The organism is Kordia sp. (assembly GCF_050633145.1).
In the GTDB taxonomy this organism is placed as follows: Bacteria; Bacteroidota; Bacteroidia; order Flavobacteriales; family Flavobacteriaceae; genus Kordia.
Genome location: NZ_JBOEFY010000029.1, coordinates 70,954 through 92,677, shown reverse-complemented (window position 1 = coordinate 92,677; position 21,724 = coordinate 70,954). Strand labels below are relative to the sequence as shown.

The window sequence follows — 21,724 nt, the reverse complement described above, 5'->3', positions numbered from 1 at the left end:
CTATTATTGATGTTTAAAACTTTATAAACTAAGTAACAATACATTTTCAATAGAATTCGAACTGTGCTTTGAAATTTCTCAATACTGAATTCTCAAAACTATTTAAACAAAAAAAGAGCGCTATTGCTAGCACTCTTTTTTGTATGAAATATATTGTTTCAAGAATCTTACATTCCTGTTACTTTGATATCGTCAATGTGGTATCTTGTTTCAGCTCCACCATCAGCACCTAAATATTTGAATGCTACGTGAACGTCTCCATCTAAACAAGAAATGTTGATGTTTGATCCTACAAAGCTTCCAAATCCGCTTCCTCCTACTGGAATGTTAGCGTCGATTAATGTCCACTCAGTTGTTGTTGGGTCACCTGTATAGTTATCAGTAATGAATGCTTCTAAGATCGTTCCTGTTTCAAAGTTTGCAGAAACTTCGAATGTTAATTCTTCTTGCGTAGTTCCATCTAAGTTAATTGCTGGAGTTACCAACCAAGCTTCTAATGGGCTTTCTCCTGTTCCGAAAGCAGAAATCTTCATGTATCTGTCTCCAGAGAAAGAACTGTCTTCAAAACGCTCAGAACCTCCTGAAACGTTTACGTTAGTCCATCCTAAAGCATCTAATTGCGCTTCGTTTGTAATTGCTTGGAAATCTTCTTCAAATACAGTTACTGCAGTTGAAACTGGTCCTGTACATTCTAATACGTTAGGATCGCAACGAACTGTATCTGTAAAGTTAACATCTGCTAGTGTGTTTATTACTAAAACATTTGCATCGTCACCAAAGTCTCTTGTGAAAACTCCTTGAATTGTTCCTTTGTTTTCGTCAACTGTTAATGATTTGAAGTCAGCAAATGTACTTGTTTGTAATGAAATGATTCCACCTTCAACACATTCTTCAATACTTCTAAATCCGTCAAAGTTATCAGAAGCTTCTCCAGCATACGTTAAACCAACATCATTTCTGCTAAACTGTACATCACTTAATTGAATTACTGTATTTTCGTCTGCTTCAGTTAATTCTCCAACTGTAGTTACTTTTGGAGTAATTTCTGCTACTTGCGTACCACGTACTAAGAATTGTTCTAATTCAAATGGTTGAATTTGATCGATATCGTTTCCATTTGGCTTTCCAATAGCATATACACCATTTTCTAATCCGATAGCTAAACCATTCATTTTGATATATACTTTTCTACCAAATTCGTAGCTGTTGAATAAACCAGATTGGTTAATGTCTAGACGGAAACCTAATCTTGGATCTGCATCAGGGTTTGAAGCGTCTCTTTTGTTTTGAATTACTAATTCTTCGAAGAAGTTTCCAGCTTGGTCACTAGATACTACATATCCTTCAATAATAATTTCTGCTTCATCAGTTGCAATAACAGCGATATCTTCACCATCACCTACAGCTTGTAAATATCTTGCTACCATATTTTGGAAAGTAGCATTTGCAGTTAATCCTGGATCAACAGATGTTGTTCCGTTTGGAATTGCAAATTCATCGTCTTGAACACAAGAAGTAATAACTAACCCCATAGTTAAGACAGCTATTAAACTAAAAATTTTATTTGCTTTCATTTGTTCGATTTTATTTTTCTGCGTCCTCTAAAGATACGCAAATCTTTATTTTTTTGTTTTGTTTAGAATCTAAAATATAAGTTTAAGAAATATGTTCTTCCTCTACCGTACCAATATCTGTTACCAAATACTCTTGTTGGTAGTGCTGAGTCATCTCTTAATTCTCTGAAGTTTGCATTTCTTCCTTGCTCAAAACCTCCAGTTCTGTATTCTTTATCAAATACGTTACTGATACTCGCAAAGAAACCAACAAAGTAGTCTCCTAATTTCCATGATTTTCCACCTACAAGGTTTACAAGCATGTAATCATCAAATTGTTCTTGTCTTAATAATTCACGTGCCAATTCTGGATCGTAATCATTGAAAACTTGTCCGTCAAAATCTGTGTAGAAGTTACTACTTCTTTGTAATGGACTTACATCGATGTAAGCATTTGAAAAGAAGTTAGTTGTTGCTCCAAACCACCAGTAATCTGGATCTCTATATTCAAATCCTGCTGAGAACGCTCTTTGTGGTCCACCAGCAACTCGGTAATCTTTTAATGAAGATTGACCTAAGTATTGTGTTTGTTCAAAGTCTTCTGAAGATAAGTATAAGTCAGGATTGTTATCATACGTATACTGTCCAAGTGATGCAACACCTTTTAGTTTAATCGTAGATGTTACTTGTGCTTCAATTCCAAGTTCTCCACCAATGTGTCTTTTGTCAACACCTTGTAAGATTTCTTGAACGAATGCTTGGTTGTCTCCACCAATACCATCTGCAAAGAAGAAAGAAATTTCGTTTGCATCTTCCATCTTTGTATAGTAACCCGTTAATCTCGCTTTTATGATTGGAGATCTGAAAATATAACTTGCATCAAAAGAAGTAATTTTTTCTTCAGTAATGTTTGGTACAATGCTATGATTTTCTCTTGAGTTAGAATATGTGTTACGAATTGATGGTGCTTTTGTAATATATGCTCCGTGGAAGTCAAATAAGTGACGACCTGTTAACTTATATGTTAATCCAGCTTTTGCACCGATTCCTGTGAAAGATAATTTTTCACCTTCTCCGAATGAGTTTGTTGGGAATCCACCATTTCTGTATAATCCTGTACGTTGGTATGTTGTATTTTTTACACTACCTGATACAAAGAAATCAATTTTTTTGTATTTGAATTGTGCTTGTGCAAAACCTCCAACTGAATTTGATTGAATTTCGAAGTTGTAACGGAAACGATCTCCTTCTCCAACTAATCTATTAGGATTGTTTATATCGTTTTGTACACTTCCTGGATTGTTTACTAAATCATCAGCAAAGTTATCTACATCTAAGTATCCACGTCCACCTAATAAATCTACAACTTCTGCAAAGTTTTCAGATTTTAAAGAAGTGAAAGTTGCTCCAGCATTTACTGTAACATTATCGTTGATTGCAGTATTTAAGATTGTATTTGCAGTTAATTGCTTATCATCAGTTCTATCTTCATATAAAATGTTGATTGCATTTCCTCCTGCTACTAAGTTATTTTGGTTTGCTCTATATAAAGCTACCCAATCAATTTGTCCGTTGTTTACAAAATCTTCTCTTGCTCCGGCAGCTAATGCTGGATTGTCTGGGAAGTTTCTTTGGAAATAACTTGGTAATTTTTGGTAATACGTAGGACTTGGATTTGCTGCGTTTCCAACTGGGAAACCACTTGCATCTAAATCTGTACCTCCAAAATCTAAACGACTTCTTCCTTGTTCACCAAATTGGTATGCTATGTTTGTGTTTAATGTAGTATTTTCTGCAATGTCCCAATAGTGGTTTAACATTAAGATAGGTTCTACTACTCTACGTACTCTTGAGTTACGTTTTTCACCATCTTGGTATCCCCAAAAATCATTGTATTTGATACCTTTTAAATCGAATACTTCTTGCGTATTTGCTGAAGATTGACCTCTTCTGTTTGGTGCATAGATTCCTGTAAAGTTTAAGCTATGCTTGTCGTTTAACACTTTTTCAACAGAAACGAATAAAGAATTTGCGTCGTAGAAAGTACCGTCGTTAAAACCTTCATCTCCCCATCTTCTTCCTGCCGAAACCGTATACGCCCATCCACTTTCAAGTAAACCAGAAGAATATGATCCCATAAGTCTATTGGTATAACTTCTATCAGATGAAGAGTAAGTTACTCTACCACCTTCTCTGTATTGTGAAGCTCTAGTGTTAATGTTTGTTGTTCCTAAAATACCACCAAAAGTATAATCTGAAGCACTTAATCCGTTTGTAAGTTCTTGATTTCTTACAACATCATTTAATCCTCCCCAATTACTCCATTGTGGTCTTCCATTGAACTGTTTGTTCATTTCAATACCATTAATAAGTACTGTTCCATTCTCTGAATCTAATCCTCTTACTCTAAAGAAAGTAGATCCAAATTCAAACGCGGCAGTTCTTAAAAAGATATCTCTTGATGACTGTAGTAGTCCTGAGATGTTGTCTGCTGCTGTAGAATCATCATTTAATTCATCATCGGTCAATGAAATAAGGGTAACATCTTCCTGAACGAATCTTTTTAACAAAATTGTTCCTAGATCAATTGCTTGACCGTCGGTAACGGTAACTGGCATTCTCAAAATTGAGTACCCATCTTTAGTGAATATAATATCCACTTCTCCCGCTGTAACATTTGTTAACTTAAAGACTCCAGATGCATCTGTAACAACTTCTACTTTGTTACCTGCAACCGAAACCAAAACATTTTGAATTGCGTCATCTGTGTTGGCATCAAGTACAATTCCTGTAATTGAGTTTTGTCCACTGACAAACCAAACCGATAGCAATCCAAATAAAAAAATAAGTTTTTTCATACTGTAATTTGCAATTAATTATTATTAAGTTTAAAAAATCTTTAATAACGACGGGCAAATGTACATTATTTATAATTAATAACTACTTTTGGTCTATCTTTTGCATAGATTATTTAAGATAACATAACATTCACTAAATGAAAAACCTTAAATCCCTAGTACTGCTTGTATTTTTACTGGCATTTACCCATGGTTGGGCACAGAAAAAAAAGCAGTTTAAAGTACAAACAATTGCTTTCTATAATGTAGAGAATTTGTTTGATACAATTAACGACCCACTGAAAGATGATGAGAAGAGTCCAATGATGGAAATTCAAAGAGATCGATCGAAGATTTATGAAGATAAAATTTCAAAACTTGCACGTGTTATATCTGATATTGGATATGATGTTGCTAAAACTTCACCTGCAATTTTAGGTGTTGCTGAAATTGAAAATAAGAAAGTTTTGGAGGATTTGGTAAATCATCCTAAGCTGAAAGATTCTGATTATGGTATTATCCATTTCGATTCTCCTGATAAAAGGGGAATTGATGTAGGTTTACTTTATAAGCAAGATGTTTTTCAACCACACAGTTTCTCAAAACATCCTTTATATATATATAATGGTGATAAGAGAGTTTATACAAGAGATCAGTTATTGGTTTCTGGTGTATTGGATGGAGATGAAGTACATATTATTGTAAATCACTGGCCATCGCGTAGTGGTGGAGAAGCTAGAAGTAGACCAAAGCGTGTGAAAGCTGCCGAGTTGAATAAGCGTATTATTGATTCATTACAAGATATTGATAAGAAAGCGAAGATTTTTACTATTGGCGATTTGAACGATGATCCTTTTAACGAAAGTATGAAGAAAGTGCTTAGAACAAAAGATAAGCGTGAAGATGCTAAAGGAAAAGATTTATTTAACCCAATGGAAGCAATGGCAAGAAGCGGAAACGGAACCTTGGCATATAGAGATGGTTGGAATTTGTTTGATCAAATTGTAATGTCTGCTCCATTGTTAAAGAAAGACTATTCTGAGTATCGCTATTATAAAGCTGGTATTTATAATAAAACATATTTATCAAATAAACGTGGACGTTATAAAGGATATCCTTTTAGAAGCTTTGCTGGCGGTTCGTATACAGGTGGTTATAGCGATCATTTCCCTGTGTATGTACATTTGATTAAAGAAGTGAAGTAGCATTTCGACTCCGCTCAATGTGCATTCGGAACGACAAAATACAGATACAAAAAAAATCCTTATCGTAATTGATAAGGATTTTTTTGTTTATAGGATGTTTGTTATCATTCTGAAATGCTGTTTGCAACGCTTTTTAGTCCTGATTGCAGTGGCATTCTTTTTTTGCTTTGTTATATGGCAAAATACAGCTATAACGGAAAGCAGGAAATAACTCCTTATTTTTTATACTGAATTAGATTATAAACCTAACCAAATTTTCCAAGGTAGTCTTGAAAGGATTAATACGAGTCCTATTCCGTAGAAAAGTGCAATTTTTCCAAAAGCTCTTTTGGCTGTTTCTTGTTTTTTGTGTTTAGACCATCCTATGGTAATGAAAACAATGGCTAAGATTCCTATAATTGGATGCTCTAAAGCCATTAATCTTGCAGGTCCCATATCGCCAATTTTTGTACTACTGAATACTTCCCATCCTTTTCCAGAGGTAAAGTATAAAATAATTCCTATAAGCAGTTGCAAGTGTGTAAAGATGAGCGCAAATAAAGAGATGCGTAAGTCTTTAGCTGTAAATTTTCTGTTTGTTGTAAATCCCATTATTGCATTTGCTACTGCTATGATTAGTATTAACAGTACTAAAAATGCCCAATATGAATGTAAATCTTTTATCATGTTTTGAAAGTATTATTTTTTAGTTGATACACAAAGGTACTTATTTTTTAATTGTGTTATTGTTTTACTAAAGTTTAAAAACTGTAGTGATTGTATTGATGATTTCTTATATCGAACTCACAAAATAGGGTGAAAAAATAAGCCTCGTACAATAATGTACGAGGCTTATTTAGTATATGATTTTTTACTTAGAATGAATAACGTACGCTAAAGTTCCACGTTCTTCCAAATCCGAAGAATGCTTTGTTTGCTGTATTGATTCCGTCATACGTATCATCTCCTGGATCTGCAAAAATGTTTGTTTGCGATTCAGCAAGATATGTAGTGTTGAATAAGTTGTTGATGTTTAATCTGAAGTTGATCTTCTGACTTTGTTCTTTTCCAAATAATAATTTGTAAGATACACCACCATCAAATAAGGTATACGCTGGTAATTGTAATGAACCATTGTTATCTGCAGTATCAAAGTCTTCTGCTCTAATGTCTGCATATAAGTCATCTGCTCTAAACCAAGCAATATCAAATTTTAAACGCTCAACAGGCTCTACAATAGCAGCAATACGCATTGTAGTTTGTGCAGCGTTTCCAACTTTTACATCGTCTAAGAATAATGTGTTTTCACCAACTACACGCTGGTTATCACTGTTTATATCAATTGCAGGTCCACTTACAGTTCCTCCATATTCCCAGTTACCAACAGATAACATACCTCTAAAAGTTAAGATATCTAATGGACGGTATGTAGTTTCAATTTCAAGTCCTGTATGAATTTGCTCAAGTCCTACTACATTTGTACGTCCTTGTACTTCTTCCATAGGATCATCAGGATCAGTGAATGTTCCTGTAATTCTTTGGAATCTATCTGTCCAAGAAGTTCTGTATACATTTACGTTTGCGCTTAGTTTTTCAGATTGATATCCGTAACCTAATTCAATTCCAAATACTTTTTCATTTCTGTAATCATCATTCAATTCATTGGTATTATTAAGGTATATTGCATCAAACAAAGGTTGTTTTGAGTAGTATCCTGCATTACCAAATACATTGTGATTTTCATTAATGTTATAGTTTAATCCACCTTTAATAGTTCCACCTAAGATGTTTTCCCAATCTGTACGTTGTCCTTGCTCAGGCGTTAGTAAGAATAGGTCTTCTCTACTGTATGATTGATTTGCTCCAGAGAACTGAACAAATGCAGAAATAGCGTCTTTTTTGTATTCTAATTGACCAAAAAGTCCAATCCAACGCACATATCCGATGTTGTAGTAGTTAATTTTGTCTTCGTTGTCAATGTCTTTAAATACATTTACAATAGAAGAAAAGTCAGAAGAGTATGTGTTTGTTAATGCAACGTTAGGGTTGTTTACATTGCTATTATCTATATATCCATCAGCTCCTAATAGGTTGTCTAGTCTTCTGTAGTGAAAACCTTTGTATGTTCTTGCATCAAAACCAAGATCTAACGTTAAGTTATCGTTTAGTCTTGTGTTTAAGTTTGCTAATAAACCAAACCAGTTGTGTGAGTTTACAGAAGCTCTACGAACAATACCATTACTTCTTGATTCTACAAAATGGTTTCCATTACCATCTGCTTGTGTTAAAGTGATATCATTGTCTCCAGTTCCTGTAAAAGAAGTTGATTGTCCTGCATTCCATTGTGCAATTTCGTCGAATTTTACCAAACCTGTGTTAGGGTCTCTAAAGGCTGAGTTTGATGCAAAAGCAGATCTTCCAGCTCCTGTTCTACCTCTACCAATGTCTCCAGTTCCACCACCACGTCCGAAAGAAGCGTAAGCAACAGATGATAATTTTGTATTGTCAGTTATGTCCCAATCCCAGTTTAATGATAATACTGGCTTGTGATAAAAGTTTCTTCTCCAGTTGAACTCTTCACCGTTTAAAGTACCATTGTTAAAGTTGTACTTGTCACCATATCGTTGGTAATCAGCAATAGTTGCAGCATTAAAGAAACTTGTTGTTCTTTGGTTGTGAACTTGTGGTGCACCTGTTAATGTAAACTGAATGTCATGTGTTCTTTTTTCGTTAGCCCAACCAAATCCTACGAAATAGTTGTATCCTTCGAAAGCAGTTCCATCAATATATCCATCTCCAGCTGTTCTACTGAACAATCCTGTAAATGCAAATCCGTTTTCCATTCTTCCAGTAGAATATGACGCAATTGTTTTAATGTAACTATCGTTACCAACAGTTGATCCTACAAATCCACCTTCGTTTCTTTCTGTAGTTTTTGTTACAATATTTAATGTACCACCTACAGAAGAGATTGCTAATTTTGAAGAACCTAATCCTCTTTGTACTTGAATTGCAGAAGCAACATCGGCTAAACCTGTCCAGTTACTCCAGAAAACAGCTCCGTTTTCCATATCGTTTACTGGAACACCATTTACTAATACAGCAGTATTTCTTTGGTCAAAACCACGAATGTTAATTCTTGAATCTCCAAAACCACCTCCAGATTTTGTAGCATATACAGATGGAGTTGCGTTTAATAATTCAGGAAGTTCTTGGTTTCCTAGTCTTTCAACGATTTCTTCTGCTCTAATGGTAGATACAGCAACAGGAGTTTCACGTTCTTTTGCAATATCAACTACACCTACAATTACTACCTCATCAAGAGAGTTGTCTGAAGCTAAGGTAATTGTTCCTAAATCTTGCGTTCCTCCATTTACATTAAATGCAATTGACTTTGTTCCAAAACCAACATACGATACTTCAATAGTACCTGTAGCACTTTTTACATTTAATTTGAAATTCCCATTAAAATCGGTTGATGTTCCATTAGTTGTCCCTTTTACTGCAATACTTGCTCCTGGTAAAGGACCAGTTTCATCTACTATTTTTCCAGTAATTGTTCCTTGGGAAAAAGCAACTGATGTTATAAAGAACATCGCTACTGCAAAAAATAAATTGTACTTTTTTTTCATATAATAATTTAGTTTATGTATTCCTTTAACTATAAATCAGTTAAAAGCACTAAAAAAGCCGAACCAATATGTATGGTTTGACTTTTTTAGTATTGAGACAATTCTAAGTTGAACATAGAATTGTATTCTTTTTTCTCTTTTAGAAATTATATCTTAAAGATGTATTGAATGTACGTCCAGTAATTGGGAAAGATCCAAATACGTCAGTATCTTGAATTCCTCTCTTATCAAATACATTGAAAACGTTTCCTCTAAAAGTAAGTTTGTTATCTCCAATAGTGAAATTGTATGTAAGACCAAAGTCAACTAATTCAAAACTATCTAAAGTTGGGAAGTTTCTAGTTTGTGGTGTTCCATCAAAATCTCTATCATTTGTATAGTGATTACCGTAGTGTTTAGCGTTGGCATCAATAGACAATCCTTTGATAATTCTAGCTTTAGCAGTAAGACCAGCTGTAAACTGAGGTGCAGTAGTTATTTTAACACCATCTCTGTTAACTCCTTCAATTGAAGAGATCAATACGTTAGTATCGTCATTGTATATTTGTCTGTTGCTAGTTCCTTTAAATTCCCAGCTACCTGCAGAAACAAATCCTCTTAAATCTAACCAATCAGTTGGTCTTGCATCTAATTCTAATTCAACTCCTCTGTGTACTTGACGAACACCTCTATCAAAAATATTGATGTTTGTTTCTACACCACCGCTTATTAATGTACCTCCAGATAATAATACTCTGTTATCCCAATCAGTATGGTAGAAGTTAAAAACTGCTCTAAATACGCCATCAACTTCGAATTGGTAACCAGCTTCAAATCCAGTAATTTCTTCGTTATCAACTTCTGGCTGTACAAATTCGTTAGATCTACGAATGTTTGTAAATACATTATCTAAATAAGGTTGTCTTGAGTAGTAACCTGTGTTGAAATAAATTTTATGATCTTTAGCAAATTCATATCCTAAACCAGCTTTTAAGTTGTATCCTACTTTACTTAATTTATCAGATTTTCCTAAATCTCCTGCAAAACGACCTTCTCTTTGGTACGATTGATTAGAAATTGCTCCTTGGAAGAATGCAGAAAATTTATCAGTAGCGTACTCACCTTGAGCAAATAACCCTTGGTATGTAATTGTTTCTGAGTAGTCATAATCCAATCTATCACCTTCATCAGCAAAGTTAAATAATGCTGCCCATGGATCTGGATTGTATTCAGTAGTATATGATTGTCCATCTTCTTGCCAAGCTGTTAAACCATATAAGTTTGCTACTTGACGGAAGTGATCTCCAACATAATATCTTAAATCTGTACCTACATTGAATGAGAAGTTTTCATTTACTTCATGGTTGAAGTTAGATACAATTCCGTACCAAGCGTGGTTGTTCATAGAAGCTCTACGAATATAACCGCTAGTTGCGTTATCAAATCCACCGTTTCCGATAGCTGCGTTTGACTGCTCAATAGCGAAGTAATCTAACTGACCATCGTCAGTTCTAATTCTACTACCTCTAGGACCAGTTCCACCACCACGTCCCCATGATGCGTATAATACAGTAGATAATTCTGATTTTTCACTAATTGTCCAATCCCAGTTGATGTTCATTACTGGTTTGTGGTAAAAGTTTCTTCTTTCAGAATCAATGTTATTTCTATATTGTCCTCCAGATAAACCTTCTGTGAATCCCCAGTGTTGGTTAAATTTAGGATCGTCTAATGTTGTTTGAACATTTTGAGACCATTTGTTACCGTGGTACTGTGGCGCACCAGTAATTAAGAAGTTAAAGCTATGTCTGTCATTTGGTTTGTATCCAGCAGCGAAGAAATAGTTTTGTCCTTGTCCAAAAGTACCTCTTGCCCATTTTCTATGTGCTTGCCAGTGGTCAATTAAAACAGAGAATGCCCATCCTTTTTCGTTTACACCTGTATTGTATTCTGCAGTTCCTTTAAAGTAACTATCATTACCAGTTAAGAAACGAATAGATCCACCTTTTTTCTTTTCAGCAGCTTTCATCACAATGTTAACAGTTCCTCCTACAGAAGAAATTGCTAATTTAGAAGCTCCTAAACCACGTTGTACCTGAACTGCGTTTGCAATATCAGCCATTCCTGCCCAGTTACTCCAAAATACACGACCATCTTCTTGCGCGTTGATTGGCTGACCATTTAAAAGTACCGCTGTATTCGTATCATCAAATCCTCTTACTAATAATCGTCCATCACCAAATCCTGTTTGTCTAGAAACGAATACAGAAGGAGTAAATTTAATAATCTCTGGTAATTCAACATTACCAACAGCTCTTTCTTGAATTTCTCTTTTCTTAATTGTTGTAGCTGCAATAGGAGTTTTTCTATCTTCAGCTAAATCAATAATTCCACTACCTACAATAACGACTTCATCAAGAGAGTTGTTAGAAGTTAATGTGATAGTACCTAGATCTTTTGTTCCATTTACTTGGAAAGAAACGGTTTTTGTGTCATACCCTACATAAGATATTTCGAGTTTACCTGATGCAGAATTTACGTTTAATGAAAATTTTCCATTAAAATCGGTTGATGTTCCATTGGTTGTCCCTTTTACAACTACACTAGCACCGGGAAGTGGTCCTGAATCAGCATCCACTACTGTACCTGTAATTGTTCCCTGAGAGAAAGCAACTGATGTTACAAAGAACATAGTCACTACAAAAAACAAATTGTTAAACGTCTTCATAAGTTTTATTAGTTTATTTAATGCCGCAAAAATCGTGTTTATTGTGCATGCATATATTAAGTGAATGTTAAATGTTTTAACATTATACCAAATTAACGTTTTTAACCTATTTATTTGTTTTGCAGTGAATTAAGATATAAACCGAATTATTAACATCTATTTCCTGCTTTTTTTGAAATATTTTAAAAGATTTGAGGTTGAAGCGTCATGTTTCGCAATCTCAGGATTTTTAATGTCTGCTAAAATTTTTGTTGCGAGTTGTTTTCCTAGTTCAACTCCCCATTGATCGTAACTAAATATGTTCCAAATAACACCTTGTACAAATATTTTATGTTCGTATAAAGCTATTAATGCGCCTAAACTTTCTGGAGTTAGTTTGTCAATTAAAATAGTGTTTGTTGGTTTGTTACCTTCAAATATTTTATACGGAAGTAGTTTTTCTATTTCAGAAGTTTCCATTCCTTTAGCAGTCAATTCTGCAATAACTTCTTCGTTTGTTTTACCGTTTAATAAAGCTTCTGTTTGTGCAAAGAAGTTTGCCATTAATTTTTCGTGATGCTCTTCATTTCCATTTAACGAATGTACATAACCAATAAAATCGGCTGGAATTAATTTTGTTCCTTGATGAATTAGTTGAAAGAAGGCATGTTGTGAGTTTGTTCCTGGTTCTCCCCAAATTAATGTTCCGGTTTGATAGTTGACACGATTTCCTTTTCTATCAACACTTTTCCCATTACTTTCCATGATACCTTGTTGCAAGTATGCCGCAAAACGATGTAAGTATTGTGTGTATGGAATGATTGCCTCACTTTCTGCACCATAAAAATTATTGTACCATACGCTTAGTAATGCCAACACTACAGGAATATTTTGATCAAGTGGAGCTGTTTTGAAATGTGTATCCATTTCATGTGCGCCAACTAATAATTTGTCAAAATTGTCATAACCTGTCGATAAACTGATAGATAAACCAACGGCACTCCATAATGAGAAACGTCCTCCAACCCAATTCCACATTGGAAATACGTTTTCTGACGCAATACCAAATTCGTTAATTTTTTCCAAGTTGGTAGAAACAGCTACAAAATGTTTTGCAACAGCTTCTGCTGGCGCGTGTGTTAAAAACCATTCGCGAATGGTCATTGCATTGGTTAACGTTTCTTGCGTTGTAAATGTTTTTGAAACAATGACAAATAATGTAGTTTCTGGATCTAATTTTTTAATTACTTCTTGCACATGATCGCCATCTACATTAGATACAAAATGTACATTTAAGTGATTTTTGTAATGTTGTAATGCTTCCGTCACCATGGCTGGCCCTAAGTCGGAACCACCAATTCCAATATTAACAACATCAGTAAAGGCTTTTCCTGTATGTCCTTTTTGAGCTCCAGAAATGATTGCTTCTGAAAACTGTTTTATTTTCTGCTTGACTTCATATACTTCTGGAATGATGTTTTTTCCATCTACATATACTTTGCTACTTTCTTTTTCGCGCAAAGCAGTATGTAATACAGCTCTACCTTCAGTTTCATTGATGATATCGCCGTCAAAGTATTTTTCAATGTTTTCTTTGAGATTTACCTCAGCTGCCAATTCCAATAATAAATCCATGGTTTCCTGAGAGATATTATTTTTTGAATAGTCAACATAGAAGTTTTTCCATTGAATGGTAAAACGGTCAGCTCTTTCTGAATCTGTTGTAAAATAATCTTGTAGCGCAAACGATTTCGTTGCATAGAAATGCTCCTGAAGTCTTTTCCAAACTTCAGTTTCTGTAGGGTTTATGTTTGTCAACATGTCTTGTTAGTTTATTGCAGTTATTGGTGCTTCTTCTTGTGGAAGCTTTACTTCAATACCATCAACTTGAATTTTTAATGGTTTGATGTGTTTTAAATAAGATTCTTTTAATGTCGAGTCAATAGGATCGGCATCTGGTAGTTTTTGTTTGAAAGGATCTACCTGGCGCCCATTTTTCCAAAAACGGTAACATACGTGCGGACCAGACGTGTTTCCTGTCATTCCTACCCAACCAATGACATCACCTTGTTTTACAAATTCGCCCACTTTTACTTTACGTTTTTTCATGTGTAAGTATTGTGTGGAATATGTACTGTTGTGCTTTATTTTGACATAGTTTCCGTTTCCGCCTCTACGGGCAGATTCAACCACAACTCCATTGGCTGTTGATATAATTGCTGTTCCGCGTGGTGCAGCAAAATCGGTTCCTTTGTGTGCTCTGATTCGGTTTCCGTATAGTTTGATGCGTCTTCGTAAGTTGTAACGTGATGAGATGCGTACATTTTTAAATACAACTGGCGCTTTTAAGAAAGCACGACGTAAGTTTTTAGCATTTTCATCGTAGTAATCTACAATTTGCTTTACGCTATCGGTTTCAAACTCGAAGGCATAAAACGGTTCGCCATTGTGTTTGAAGTATGCAGCTTTTATTTTGTCAACTCCCACGAAAGTGGTATCGTTTATATATTTTTCAGTAAAAACTAGTTTGTATTGATCGCCTTTTTGCAAACGAAAGAAATCAATAGTCCAAGCGTAAATATCTGACATATCTGCTACTAATTTTTGACTTAACCCAGCTTCATCAATAGCGCCCGATAGTGAACTTGTAATTACACCAGACGTTTCTCTTTCTACAATTTTTACAGGTTTGCTTTCCGTGTATGCATTGATAGAATCTTTAAATTTTATCACGACATAATCAATACTATTTGGTTGATAGATAAAGCATTCTGGTCGCTGTAACGAATCGCCTTTTGTACATAATAAGGTGTATGGTTTTCCAGCTACAAGTCTACGAATGTCAAACGTATCTTTTGTTTTTTCTGCAATTTGAAAGATTTTAGAGTAGCCAATATTGTTTTTTTGTAGAATTTCACCAAAGCTATCGCCATTTCTCACCGTGTCTTTTATAACTACATAGTCATTTAGATGAAAGCCAAATTCCATCGGATCTGGAGCAGGCGCTTGTATTAGTACCGTTTCTTTTTCTTTTTTTGCATCGCTGTTACATGCGTAGAAACCTACTAATAGTAGTGTAAGCAATATAATTTTCCCTATTCTCATTGTTTTCTTTCTGTGTTAAAGATATGGTCTACCCATTCTTTTCCCCATTCACTTTTTTCATTTTCGCTCCAAATCTCGGGAAAAAAGATCACTTTCTGAAAACTTGGAGGCAAGTATTCTTTCCAATTTGTTCCTCCAGTCGCTTTTATCGCCTTTTTTTCACGTCTTAAATAGCGATATGCTGAACCCATATGCATAAGTGGCCAATTGACATTTGCATTGAGATCGAGCCTTTTGAGCGCTTCAATAAGATTTTTGTTTTGTTTTACTTCTTTAGGCAACGCTAAATAGCGGTGATATATTGTACTGTGTTGTACTTCTGTGGCAATTCGCATGAAACGCGGCGTATACCGATATTCAAATTGTTTGAGTGTTAAGGTTTTTTCACCTGTTTCGCTATCGGTTGCGCCTTTTTTCCAGTAGATATTTTCGTAGAGGTCGTCTAAACTGTCTTTGGCAGAAAATTGATTGCGCACTGTATGATGCACTAAGTTTTCCATTGGTGTGGAATATAATTCAATCATTCTGTATTGTGCCGATTGAAATCCGCTTGCCGGCAATAAAGACATTCGGTAGTTTAAGAATTGTTTTCTTTCCATACCGTTAATCATGATTTCAAAAGAAGAAATCAATGCCTTAAAGTAGTTGTTGATTCTATGAATGCGCTGCGTAAAGAATGCTGCCGTTTGATCTTTGTCGTCAATGATTTGCTTTTGCTCATGTATGATGAGCTTAAAGTATAGTTCTGTAATTTGATGATACATGATGAAGATTTCTTCATCAGGAAAAAAAGTACGTGGTATTTGTAAACTTAGCAGCGTATCTAGGTGAATGTATTCCCAATAGGTAAGGTATCTTTGGTGTAATAATCCGTCGAGATACGAACCTAAATCTTGCCCAGAGTTTGTATATTTCTTGTCTAATTTTTCAATTCGTTCTGCAATTTCTGGGGGAATTTTCATCTTCTTATTTTTATTTTAAGAATTCTGTCTGATGAAATTTGCCAATAACTATATCAGTTGTTATGGCTTATTTCATACTAGTCTACAATTATTTTAAACGGATGTTTGAGTCCTTTGAAAGCATCTAAATCTGCTTTTAATGAACCTACCATTAATTTTGCTTTGATACGAATTGGCACTCTATTTTCATCATCAGAAACCCATAATGTTAGACTTTCGCTTTCTTTGAATACACGTCCTGCTTGCACATACGGTCTGAATTTTAAACAAGGAACTTTACCAAATTTCGTTTTCATTGTTTCTCTTCCTAAGAATTTTAACTTGAATTTGAAGTTTTCTTTATCAAAAAACATATTTAACACAACTTCTTCACCTACTTTGATATTTGACACATCATAGTTGTTACGCAAATAGTAAAACGCAGAAACCATGTCTTGCACATTTTTTTCAATGTCGTACTCCGTTTTTGTGTTGTGCTTTTTGTTGTTTACAAGCGCCTTCTTCTTTTTATAATTGAAATCGATTTCCACATTCTTTGTGTGTCCACCTTCATCAATGTTTCGAATAAATTTATATGGCTTTCCTGTTTCTTTGTCAAAATAACTTTCGTAGTTGTCGTTTACTTTGAAAAAGATACTAGCAAAACCCGTAGTTTTTCCATTTCCAACCACGTGATATACGCTTTTTCCGTTTAGGTAATCGTCTTTTACTTCGAGCGTAGCATAGCTTGCATTTATAATTCCATAGTGAATTCTAAATTTAAACCATTCGCCCGTTTCAAATGCGGCTTCTTTTTTTTGTGCTTGTCCTACAAAGCAAGCTAGTAGGAAGATTATAGTAAGTATACGTTTCATGTTTGATGTAAAGGTTTGTAAAAATAATAAAATACTTTATTACTTTTTGTTAATTTATGTTAGCATTACAATTACTATTCCAAAAAATAATTTAATTTTTAGATAGAAGTATCATAAAACTGTCTTTTTAGTAGTGTTTTCCCTTTTTAAACTATTGATTTTTTTATTTATTTTCTGTTTGTGTTGAAGCAAATTGTAACTATTAAAAATATCGGGCGACACATAAATTGTATTCAATTTTATATTGTATATTTCTGATCACTTTTTGAGCCGACTTCTTACAAACTAGCACTATCATGAAAAGCATTGTTTGCATACTATCTATTACACGAATTCAGGCACGATATTTAAGCTTGTTTTGTTTGTTATTGCTTGCTTCTAATTTAGCAATAGCACAAAAAAACAACAAAGCACGCGATACGATTATCTCAGAAAAGATGCGACAGTATATTTCAGAATCTGATTCTATCGATAAGATTGAAGAGTTAATTCAAGATACTTTCGATCAAGAAAAAGACACTGTTTTAGGCTTAGCATATTGCAAAATATATTCTGAAAGAGGGAAGAAAGAAGAAAATGACGCTATCCAACTTTTCTCTAATTATCAAATGGCTTACATTTCGTTTCTACAATCTAATCATAACGAAACCTTAAAGCGCGCCTATATTTCTACCAAGCTTGCCGAGAAAATGAAAGATACAGGAAGCATTATAAGTAGTAATGTGCTGTTAGGAAGTACTTGGTATGTATTAGGTGTGTATGACGATGCATTGACACCTTTTCTTGTTGCCAAAGAATTAGCAACAGTGACACAAAATGTTTCACATGAAGTTTTGTGTTTAAATAATATCGCCAATATTCGCGCTAAGCTAAACCGATATGAAAATGCATTGAATAGTTATAATTCTGTCCTAGAAATAATTGATAAAAAAGAAAAACCTCTCTCCAAACAAGATAATGCAACACGTTTAAGTGCACTTGTTGGAAAAGTATCATGTCTTGCCGAATTGAAACGATTTAATGAAGCTGAAGAAACTTTTCGCTTAGGTAATGATATTGCTGAAACAAAAAAGGATACAATTTCTCAGGGACGTTTTAAAATTAACCTAGGAAAAGTATATTATGAAAAAGGTGAATACCATACTGCTTTAGGTTTTTTTAAGCAAGGGAAAGATATGCTCAAAGCTGCTGGCTTGCAAAACAACTTATACATTACCGATTTTTATATTGCCCGAAGTTTAAAGAAACAGGAAAAATACGAAGAAGCTTTATCATTACTTGATGACATTTTTGAACGTGTAGGTCTTGATACCTATACTGATAAAATTAAAGATATGTATGATTTGGCAATTGAAATTTCGAGCATTCAAGAAAATACTACACAAGAGGTTGAGTATTTAAGAAGATCAAAAAAAATCATTACAGCAAAAAATGAAAAAGAGACGGCAGCAAGACAGTTATTATTTAAAGATGATTTGAATGATTTTGCAATTGAAAATAAAAAATTAGCCAATGAGAATACACAAAGTCTAGTTGATAAGAAAATTATCACGGCTGTTTCTATATTATTGGTTTCAATCTTGCTATTAATTTTCTTATCCTATCACAGAAAAGCCAAATTGAAAGAACAGAAGTTTTTAGCAATTATTGAAGATATTTCTAAAAAGACAATTCCACAAAAAACGAAAAAACCACAAAAAACTTCTCAAAGTTCTGCTATAAAAGATGAAAAATCGAATGCTATTTTAGAAGAGTTGGAAACTTTAGAAAGTACACATTTTTATCTTTCGCCAGATGTTACTTTGCATACCACAGCAAAATTGCTTCATACAAATACCACTTATTTATCCAAAGCATTAAATGCCGTAAAAAAACAGTCGTTTAGTCAATACTTAAATAAGCTTCGAATTGACTATGTTTTGGTAAAATTGAAAGAAGATGCCGTATTTAGATCTTATACCATTCATGCAATTTCTAAAGAAATCGGTTATAAAAGTGCCACGACCTTCATTAAAGAGTTTAAAAGCAAAACTGGCTTAAACCCATCGTATTACATCAAGAAAATTGAGAGTTAAGGCGTTTATTTTGTTTAAATTTATAAATATGAACACGTACCTGTTGTAGTGAACATTGAAATATTCATACTTTACTTAAGTATAACTTAAAACTATATTGTTATGAATTCAAGAATTTTCACACTCACGACCCTGCTCTTATTTTTTGTCGTAAAAATAAGTGCCCAAACTCCTGTAGTTCCAACTTCTAATATTCCAATAAGTAATCAATTAGACTTTACGATATTGGTAGAAGGTGAGCGAGGACAACAACAAATCAGTTTACTGGCAGACGACATGTATTATGTATTACCGCATAATGATCTCTTTTTTAATTTAGAACTCGCCTACTTACCTGACAGCGATAATGTTACTTTCTTTAGATTGAGATGTGATTTTAGCCCATCAGGTTTCGGTGAACCTATAGATCCTGCTTTTTTTGGAATTACCAATCCGGTAATTATTCCTCCTGTTAGAAAGAAAAACGGAGGCTCTGTTGAACCTCAATCATTTACAGATAGACCTATTGGAATCTACCCTTATAAAGTAAAAGCAGAATATGTTATACGGCCAACCATATACCGTGCTACTGTTGAGTTATTAAAGTATGAAACGTTTGCCGATTATATAAATAACTCTCCTAATTTCACGATTGGTCCTACAGCAACTTTTATTATACATGCGCAAAATACTCCTACTCCGGTTATGGAAAGTACCACTACAAATTCTTTTTCCGTACTAACATTTCCAAACCCAAGTACAAATCATGTAACGTTTGAATATACACGTGAAGCCACAGAAAATGCTATTTCACAACAGCTTCCACTTGGTGTTACTATTTTTAATGATAAAGGAGTACAGCTAAGTCAGCATACATTGACGAGTACTAATGTAAAACCAAATAGTACTTCCTATAATTTAGATACTTCACATTTACAAAAAGGAACCTATTACTTTCAACTTTCACATGGAAGCAAAACTCAGGTCAAAACTATTATAAAAGAATAATCTTATTTACTTCTAACTGAAAGTCATCTATTAATTAGGTGACTTTTTTAAACACAATTGCTATGAAATTAAAAACTTTTACACTTACAGCGCTGTTCTTATTTTTCTTAATTAAAATAAACGCGCAAAACCCTTATGCGTCTACAGATAATATCGTTGATATTAATTTTTTGGTTACCGATGGTATTAGTGGGCAAAATTATGAAATTACTTCTGAAAACGAGCATTATGTACCTAGTGGATCAAACTTTATATTCAGGATAAATCTTGACAATTCGTCTATTGAAGATTCTGTTAATTATTTTGGAATACAGTATACGCTTACTAAACTATTATCTGATGGAACTCCAGGAGAAATTTTAAGAGGTATTACCGCTCCTGTATTAATTCCTCCTGTTAAAAAAAAGAAAGCAAGAGAAGGCATTAGACCCGAAGAATACCCGTTTTTAATTCATGGAAAACATACATTATTAAATATAAGATATGAAGTAAAAATGAATTTGGTAAAGTATCGATCAAGATATGATTACCTGAATGAAACCAATGGTTATGATCGTTTATTACCAGGAATTACTTTTTATTTAAACGCAAGCTTTAGCTCTGCTGCTTTTGAAAATTCGTCTGATTCTTTTTCCGTTCTAACATATCCCAATCCAAGTACAAATTTTGTAACGTTTGACTATACATACGAAACAACAGCAAATGCAGTTTTACAACAACGTCCGCTTGATGTTACTATTTTTAACGATAAAGGAATTAAGGTGAGTCAGTATAGTTTGGCTAGTTCTAGCACAAAAACAAATAGAGTTTCCTATAGTTTAAACATTTCTCATTTACCAAAAGGAAGGTATTACTTTCAACTTTTACATGAAGGAAAAACTCAGATCAAAACGATTCTAAAAAAATAATCTTATTTAATTTTTAACAGAAAGCCATCTGTATGATTCATATAGATGGCTTTTTTTAAACTCAATTGTTATGAATATAAAAACTATTACATTTTCGACATTATTCTTGTTTTTCATAGTAATCACAAGGGCACAAACCAGCTCATTTTCTACGGACAATATCGTAGATGTCTCTATAGTGGTAAAAGATTCTTCTAGTACTCGAGAAGTGAATCAAAATTTAATCTAGATGCTCCAACAAATCAAGAGACAAACCAAAATAGCAGGATTAGTTTAAGGATAAACCTTGAGTATAAATCCGATCTAGACAGAACCAGTTATTTTAGATTATTTTACACAATTAAGTCTCAAACTAATGGATTTGTAATTATACACCAAGGAATTACCGTGCCTGTAATAATACCCCCTATAAAAAAGGATTCAGTAGCTGCTAGTTTAGAAAGTTATCACGCTAATAATTATCCACATATTATAACTACAAATTATACACCATCAGAAACAAATTACATGGTACAAATTGATTTGGTAAAATATGATAATGAACATGATTATATCAATGATTTTGACAATTATACAACTGGTCCTTCCTTAACAATACACTTAACTACGAGTACCAACAGTTCATTTTCTCCTGAAGATTCTACGGATTCTTTTTCTGTAACTACACACCCAAACCCTAGTACAAATCATATTGTTTTTGAGTATCCAAATACATCTGATAGAAATTCAATTTCAAAACAGCTTCCTCTTGACGTTATTATTTTTAATAATAAAGGAGTTAAAATGAATCAATATAGCTTGACTAGCACTAGTTCAAAGACGAATAACATCTCTTATAATTTAAATATTTCACATTTACAGAAAGGACGATATTACTTTCAACTTTCTCGTGAAGGCAAAACCCAAGTCAAAATCATCCAAAAAGAATGACTTTTTTAATT

At 33.7% G+C, this 21,724-nt stretch carries 14 protein-coding genes; 5 read left to right on the top strand and 9 right to left on the bottom strand.

Annotation, left to right across the window (positions count from 1 at the left end):
* Positions 1 to 167 precede the first annotated feature (167 nt).
* Positions 168 to 1,574 carry a DUF5689 domain-containing protein gene (locus ACRBBL_RS15725; protein ID WP_431370027.1) on the bottom strand — a complete coding sequence of 469 codons (1,407 nt, stop codon included), beginning with the start codon at positions 1,572 to 1,574 and terminating at the stop codon, positions 168 to 170.
* Positions 1,575 to 1,636: 62 nt separating this feature from the next.
* On the bottom strand, positions 1,637 to 4,411 hold the full coding sequence (locus ACRBBL_RS15720) for a carboxypeptidase-like regulatory domain-containing protein (RefSeq protein WP_431370026.1): 2,775 nt from the start codon (positions 4,409 to 4,411) through the stop codon (positions 1,637 to 1,639).
* Positions 4,412 to 4,548: 137 nt separating this feature from the next.
* Here ACRBBL_RS15720 and ACRBBL_RS15715 point away from each other — a divergent pair, with 137 nt between their 5' ends.
* Positions 4,549 to 5,595: an endonuclease/exonuclease/phosphatase family protein gene (locus ACRBBL_RS15715; RefSeq protein ID WP_431370025.1), complete on the top strand. Its 1,047-nt coding sequence runs from the start codon at positions 4,549 to 4,551 to the stop codon at positions 5,593 to 5,595.
* Between the two features lie 237 nt (positions 5,596 to 5,832).
* On the opposite strand, the gene ACRBBL_RS15710 is transcribed toward ACRBBL_RS15715, so the two are convergent.
* The 7 genes from ACRBBL_RS15710 to ACRBBL_RS15680 form a co-directional block, all read right to left on the bottom strand.
* Entirely contained in the window at positions 5,833 to 6,261 is a 429-nt protein-coding gene (locus tag ACRBBL_RS15710) for a hypothetical protein (protein WP_431370024.1), read from the bottom strand.
* 188 nt (positions 6,262 to 6,449) lie between these two features.
* Positions 6,450 to 9,206, bottom strand: coding sequence for a TonB-dependent receptor (locus ACRBBL_RS15705; protein WP_431370023.1), 2,757 nt, complete (start codon positions 9,204 to 9,206; stop codon positions 6,450 to 6,452).
* Positions 9,207 to 9,345: 139 nt separating this feature from the next.
* Positions 9,346 to 11,913, bottom strand: coding sequence for a carboxypeptidase-like regulatory domain-containing protein (locus tag ACRBBL_RS15700; RefSeq protein WP_431370022.1), 2,568 nt, complete (start codon positions 11,911 to 11,913; stop codon positions 9,346 to 9,348).
* Positions 11,914 to 12,069: 156 nt separating this feature from the next.
* Positions 12,070 to 13,713 carry a glucose-6-phosphate isomerase gene (gene pgi / locus ACRBBL_RS15695; RefSeq protein ID WP_431370021.1) on the bottom strand — a complete coding sequence of 548 codons (1,644 nt, stop codon included), beginning with the start codon at positions 13,711 to 13,713 and terminating at the stop codon, positions 12,070 to 12,072.
* Between the two features lie 6 nt (positions 13,714 to 13,719).
* Complete coding sequence (locus ACRBBL_RS15690) at positions 13,720 to 14,997, bottom strand: peptidoglycan DD-metalloendopeptidase family protein (protein WP_431370020.1); 1,278 nt, start codon at positions 14,995 to 14,997, stop codon at positions 13,720 to 13,722.
* Entirely contained in the window at positions 14,994 to 15,959 is a 966-nt protein-coding gene (locus ACRBBL_RS15685; RefSeq protein ID WP_431370019.1) for a tryptophan 2,3-dioxygenase family protein, read from the bottom strand. Before ACRBBL_RS15685 ends, ACRBBL_RS15690 begins: the two co-directional genes overlap by 4 nt.
* Before the next feature lie 77 nt (positions 15,960 to 16,036).
* A complete protein-coding gene (locus ACRBBL_RS15680; protein WP_431370018.1) occupies positions 16,037 to 16,813 on the bottom strand; it encodes a DUF3108 domain-containing protein in 777 nt (258 codons plus the stop codon).
* Positions 16,814 to 17,109: 296 nt separating this feature from the next.
* Between ACRBBL_RS15680 and ACRBBL_RS15675 the strand changes: the two genes are divergently transcribed.
* The 4 genes from ACRBBL_RS15675 to ACRBBL_RS15660 all read left to right on the top strand — a co-directional run bounded on the left by ACRBBL_RS15675 (position 17,110) and on the right by ACRBBL_RS15660 (position 21,713).
* Positions 17,110 to 18,888 carry a helix-turn-helix domain-containing protein gene (locus ACRBBL_RS15675; protein ID WP_431370017.1) on the top strand — a complete coding sequence of 593 codons (1,779 nt, stop codon included), beginning with the start codon at positions 17,110 to 17,112 and terminating at the stop codon, positions 18,886 to 18,888.
* A 102-nt stretch (positions 18,889 to 18,990) separates the two neighbouring features.
* Positions 18,991 to 19,875 (top strand): T9SS type A sorting domain-containing protein, encoded by an 885-nt coding sequence (locus ACRBBL_RS15670; protein WP_431370016.1) that lies wholly within the window; start codon positions 18,991 to 18,993, stop codon positions 19,873 to 19,875.
* A gap of 62 nt (positions 19,876 to 19,937) precedes the next feature.
* Complete coding sequence (locus ACRBBL_RS15665; RefSeq protein WP_431370015.1) at positions 19,938 to 20,783, top strand: T9SS type A sorting domain-containing protein; 846 nt, start codon at positions 19,938 to 19,940, stop codon at positions 20,781 to 20,783.
* Positions 20,784 to 21,170: 387 nt separating this feature from the next.
* Entirely contained in the window at positions 21,171 to 21,713 is a 543-nt protein-coding gene (locus ACRBBL_RS15660) for a T9SS type A sorting domain-containing protein (RefSeq protein WP_431370014.1), read from the top strand.
* The last annotated feature ends 11 nt before the right edge of the window (positions 21,714 to 21,724 follow it).

Excerpts from the sequence above, each read along its gene's own strand:
- ACRBBL_RS15685 (WP_431370019.1), bottom strand. The coding sequence starts at position 15,959 with ATGAAAATTCCCCCAGAAATTGCAGAACGAATTGAAAAATTAGACAAG.
- pgi (WP_431370021.1), bottom strand. The coding sequence starts at position 13,713 with ATGTTGACAAACATAAACCCTACAGAAACTGAAGTTTGGAAAAGACTT.
- ACRBBL_RS15680 (WP_431370018.1), bottom strand. The coding sequence starts at position 16,813 with ATGAAACGTATACTTACTATAATCTTCCTACTAGCTTGCTTTGTAGGA.
- ACRBBL_RS15725 (WP_431370027.1), bottom strand. The coding sequence starts at position 1,574 with ATGAAAGCAAATAAAATTTTTAGTTTAATAGCTGTCTTAACTATGGGG.
- ACRBBL_RS15670 (WP_431370016.1), top strand. The coding sequence starts at position 18,991 with ATGAATTCAAGAATTTTCACACTCACGACCCTGCTCTTATTTTTTGTC.
- ACRBBL_RS15705 (WP_431370023.1), bottom strand. The coding sequence starts at position 9,206 with ATGAAAAAAAAGTACAATTTATTTTTTGCAGTAGCGATGTTCTTTATA.
- ACRBBL_RS15710 (WP_431370024.1), bottom strand. The coding sequence starts at position 6,261 with ATGATAAAAGATTTACATTCATATTGGGCATTTTTAGTACTGTTAATA.
- ACRBBL_RS15690 (WP_431370020.1), bottom strand. The coding sequence starts at position 14,997 with ATGAGAATAGGGAAAATTATATTGCTTACACTACTATTAGTAGGTTTC.
- ACRBBL_RS15700 (WP_431370022.1), bottom strand. The coding sequence starts at position 11,913 with ATGAAGACGTTTAACAATTTGTTTTTTGTAGTGACTATGTTCTTTGTA.
- ACRBBL_RS15720 (WP_431370026.1), bottom strand. The coding sequence starts at position 4,411 with ATGAAAAAACTTATTTTTTTATTTGGATTGCTATCGGTTTGGTTTGTC.
- ACRBBL_RS15715 (WP_431370025.1), top strand. The coding sequence starts at position 4,549 with ATGAAAAACCTTAAATCCCTAGTACTGCTTGTATTTTTACTGGCATTT.
- ACRBBL_RS15665 (WP_431370015.1), top strand. The coding sequence starts at position 19,938 with ATGAAATTAAAAACTTTTACACTTACAGCGCTGTTCTTATTTTTCTTA.
- ACRBBL_RS15675 (WP_431370017.1), top strand. The coding sequence starts at position 17,110 with ATGAAAAGCATTGTTTGCATACTATCTATTACACGAATTCAGGCACGA.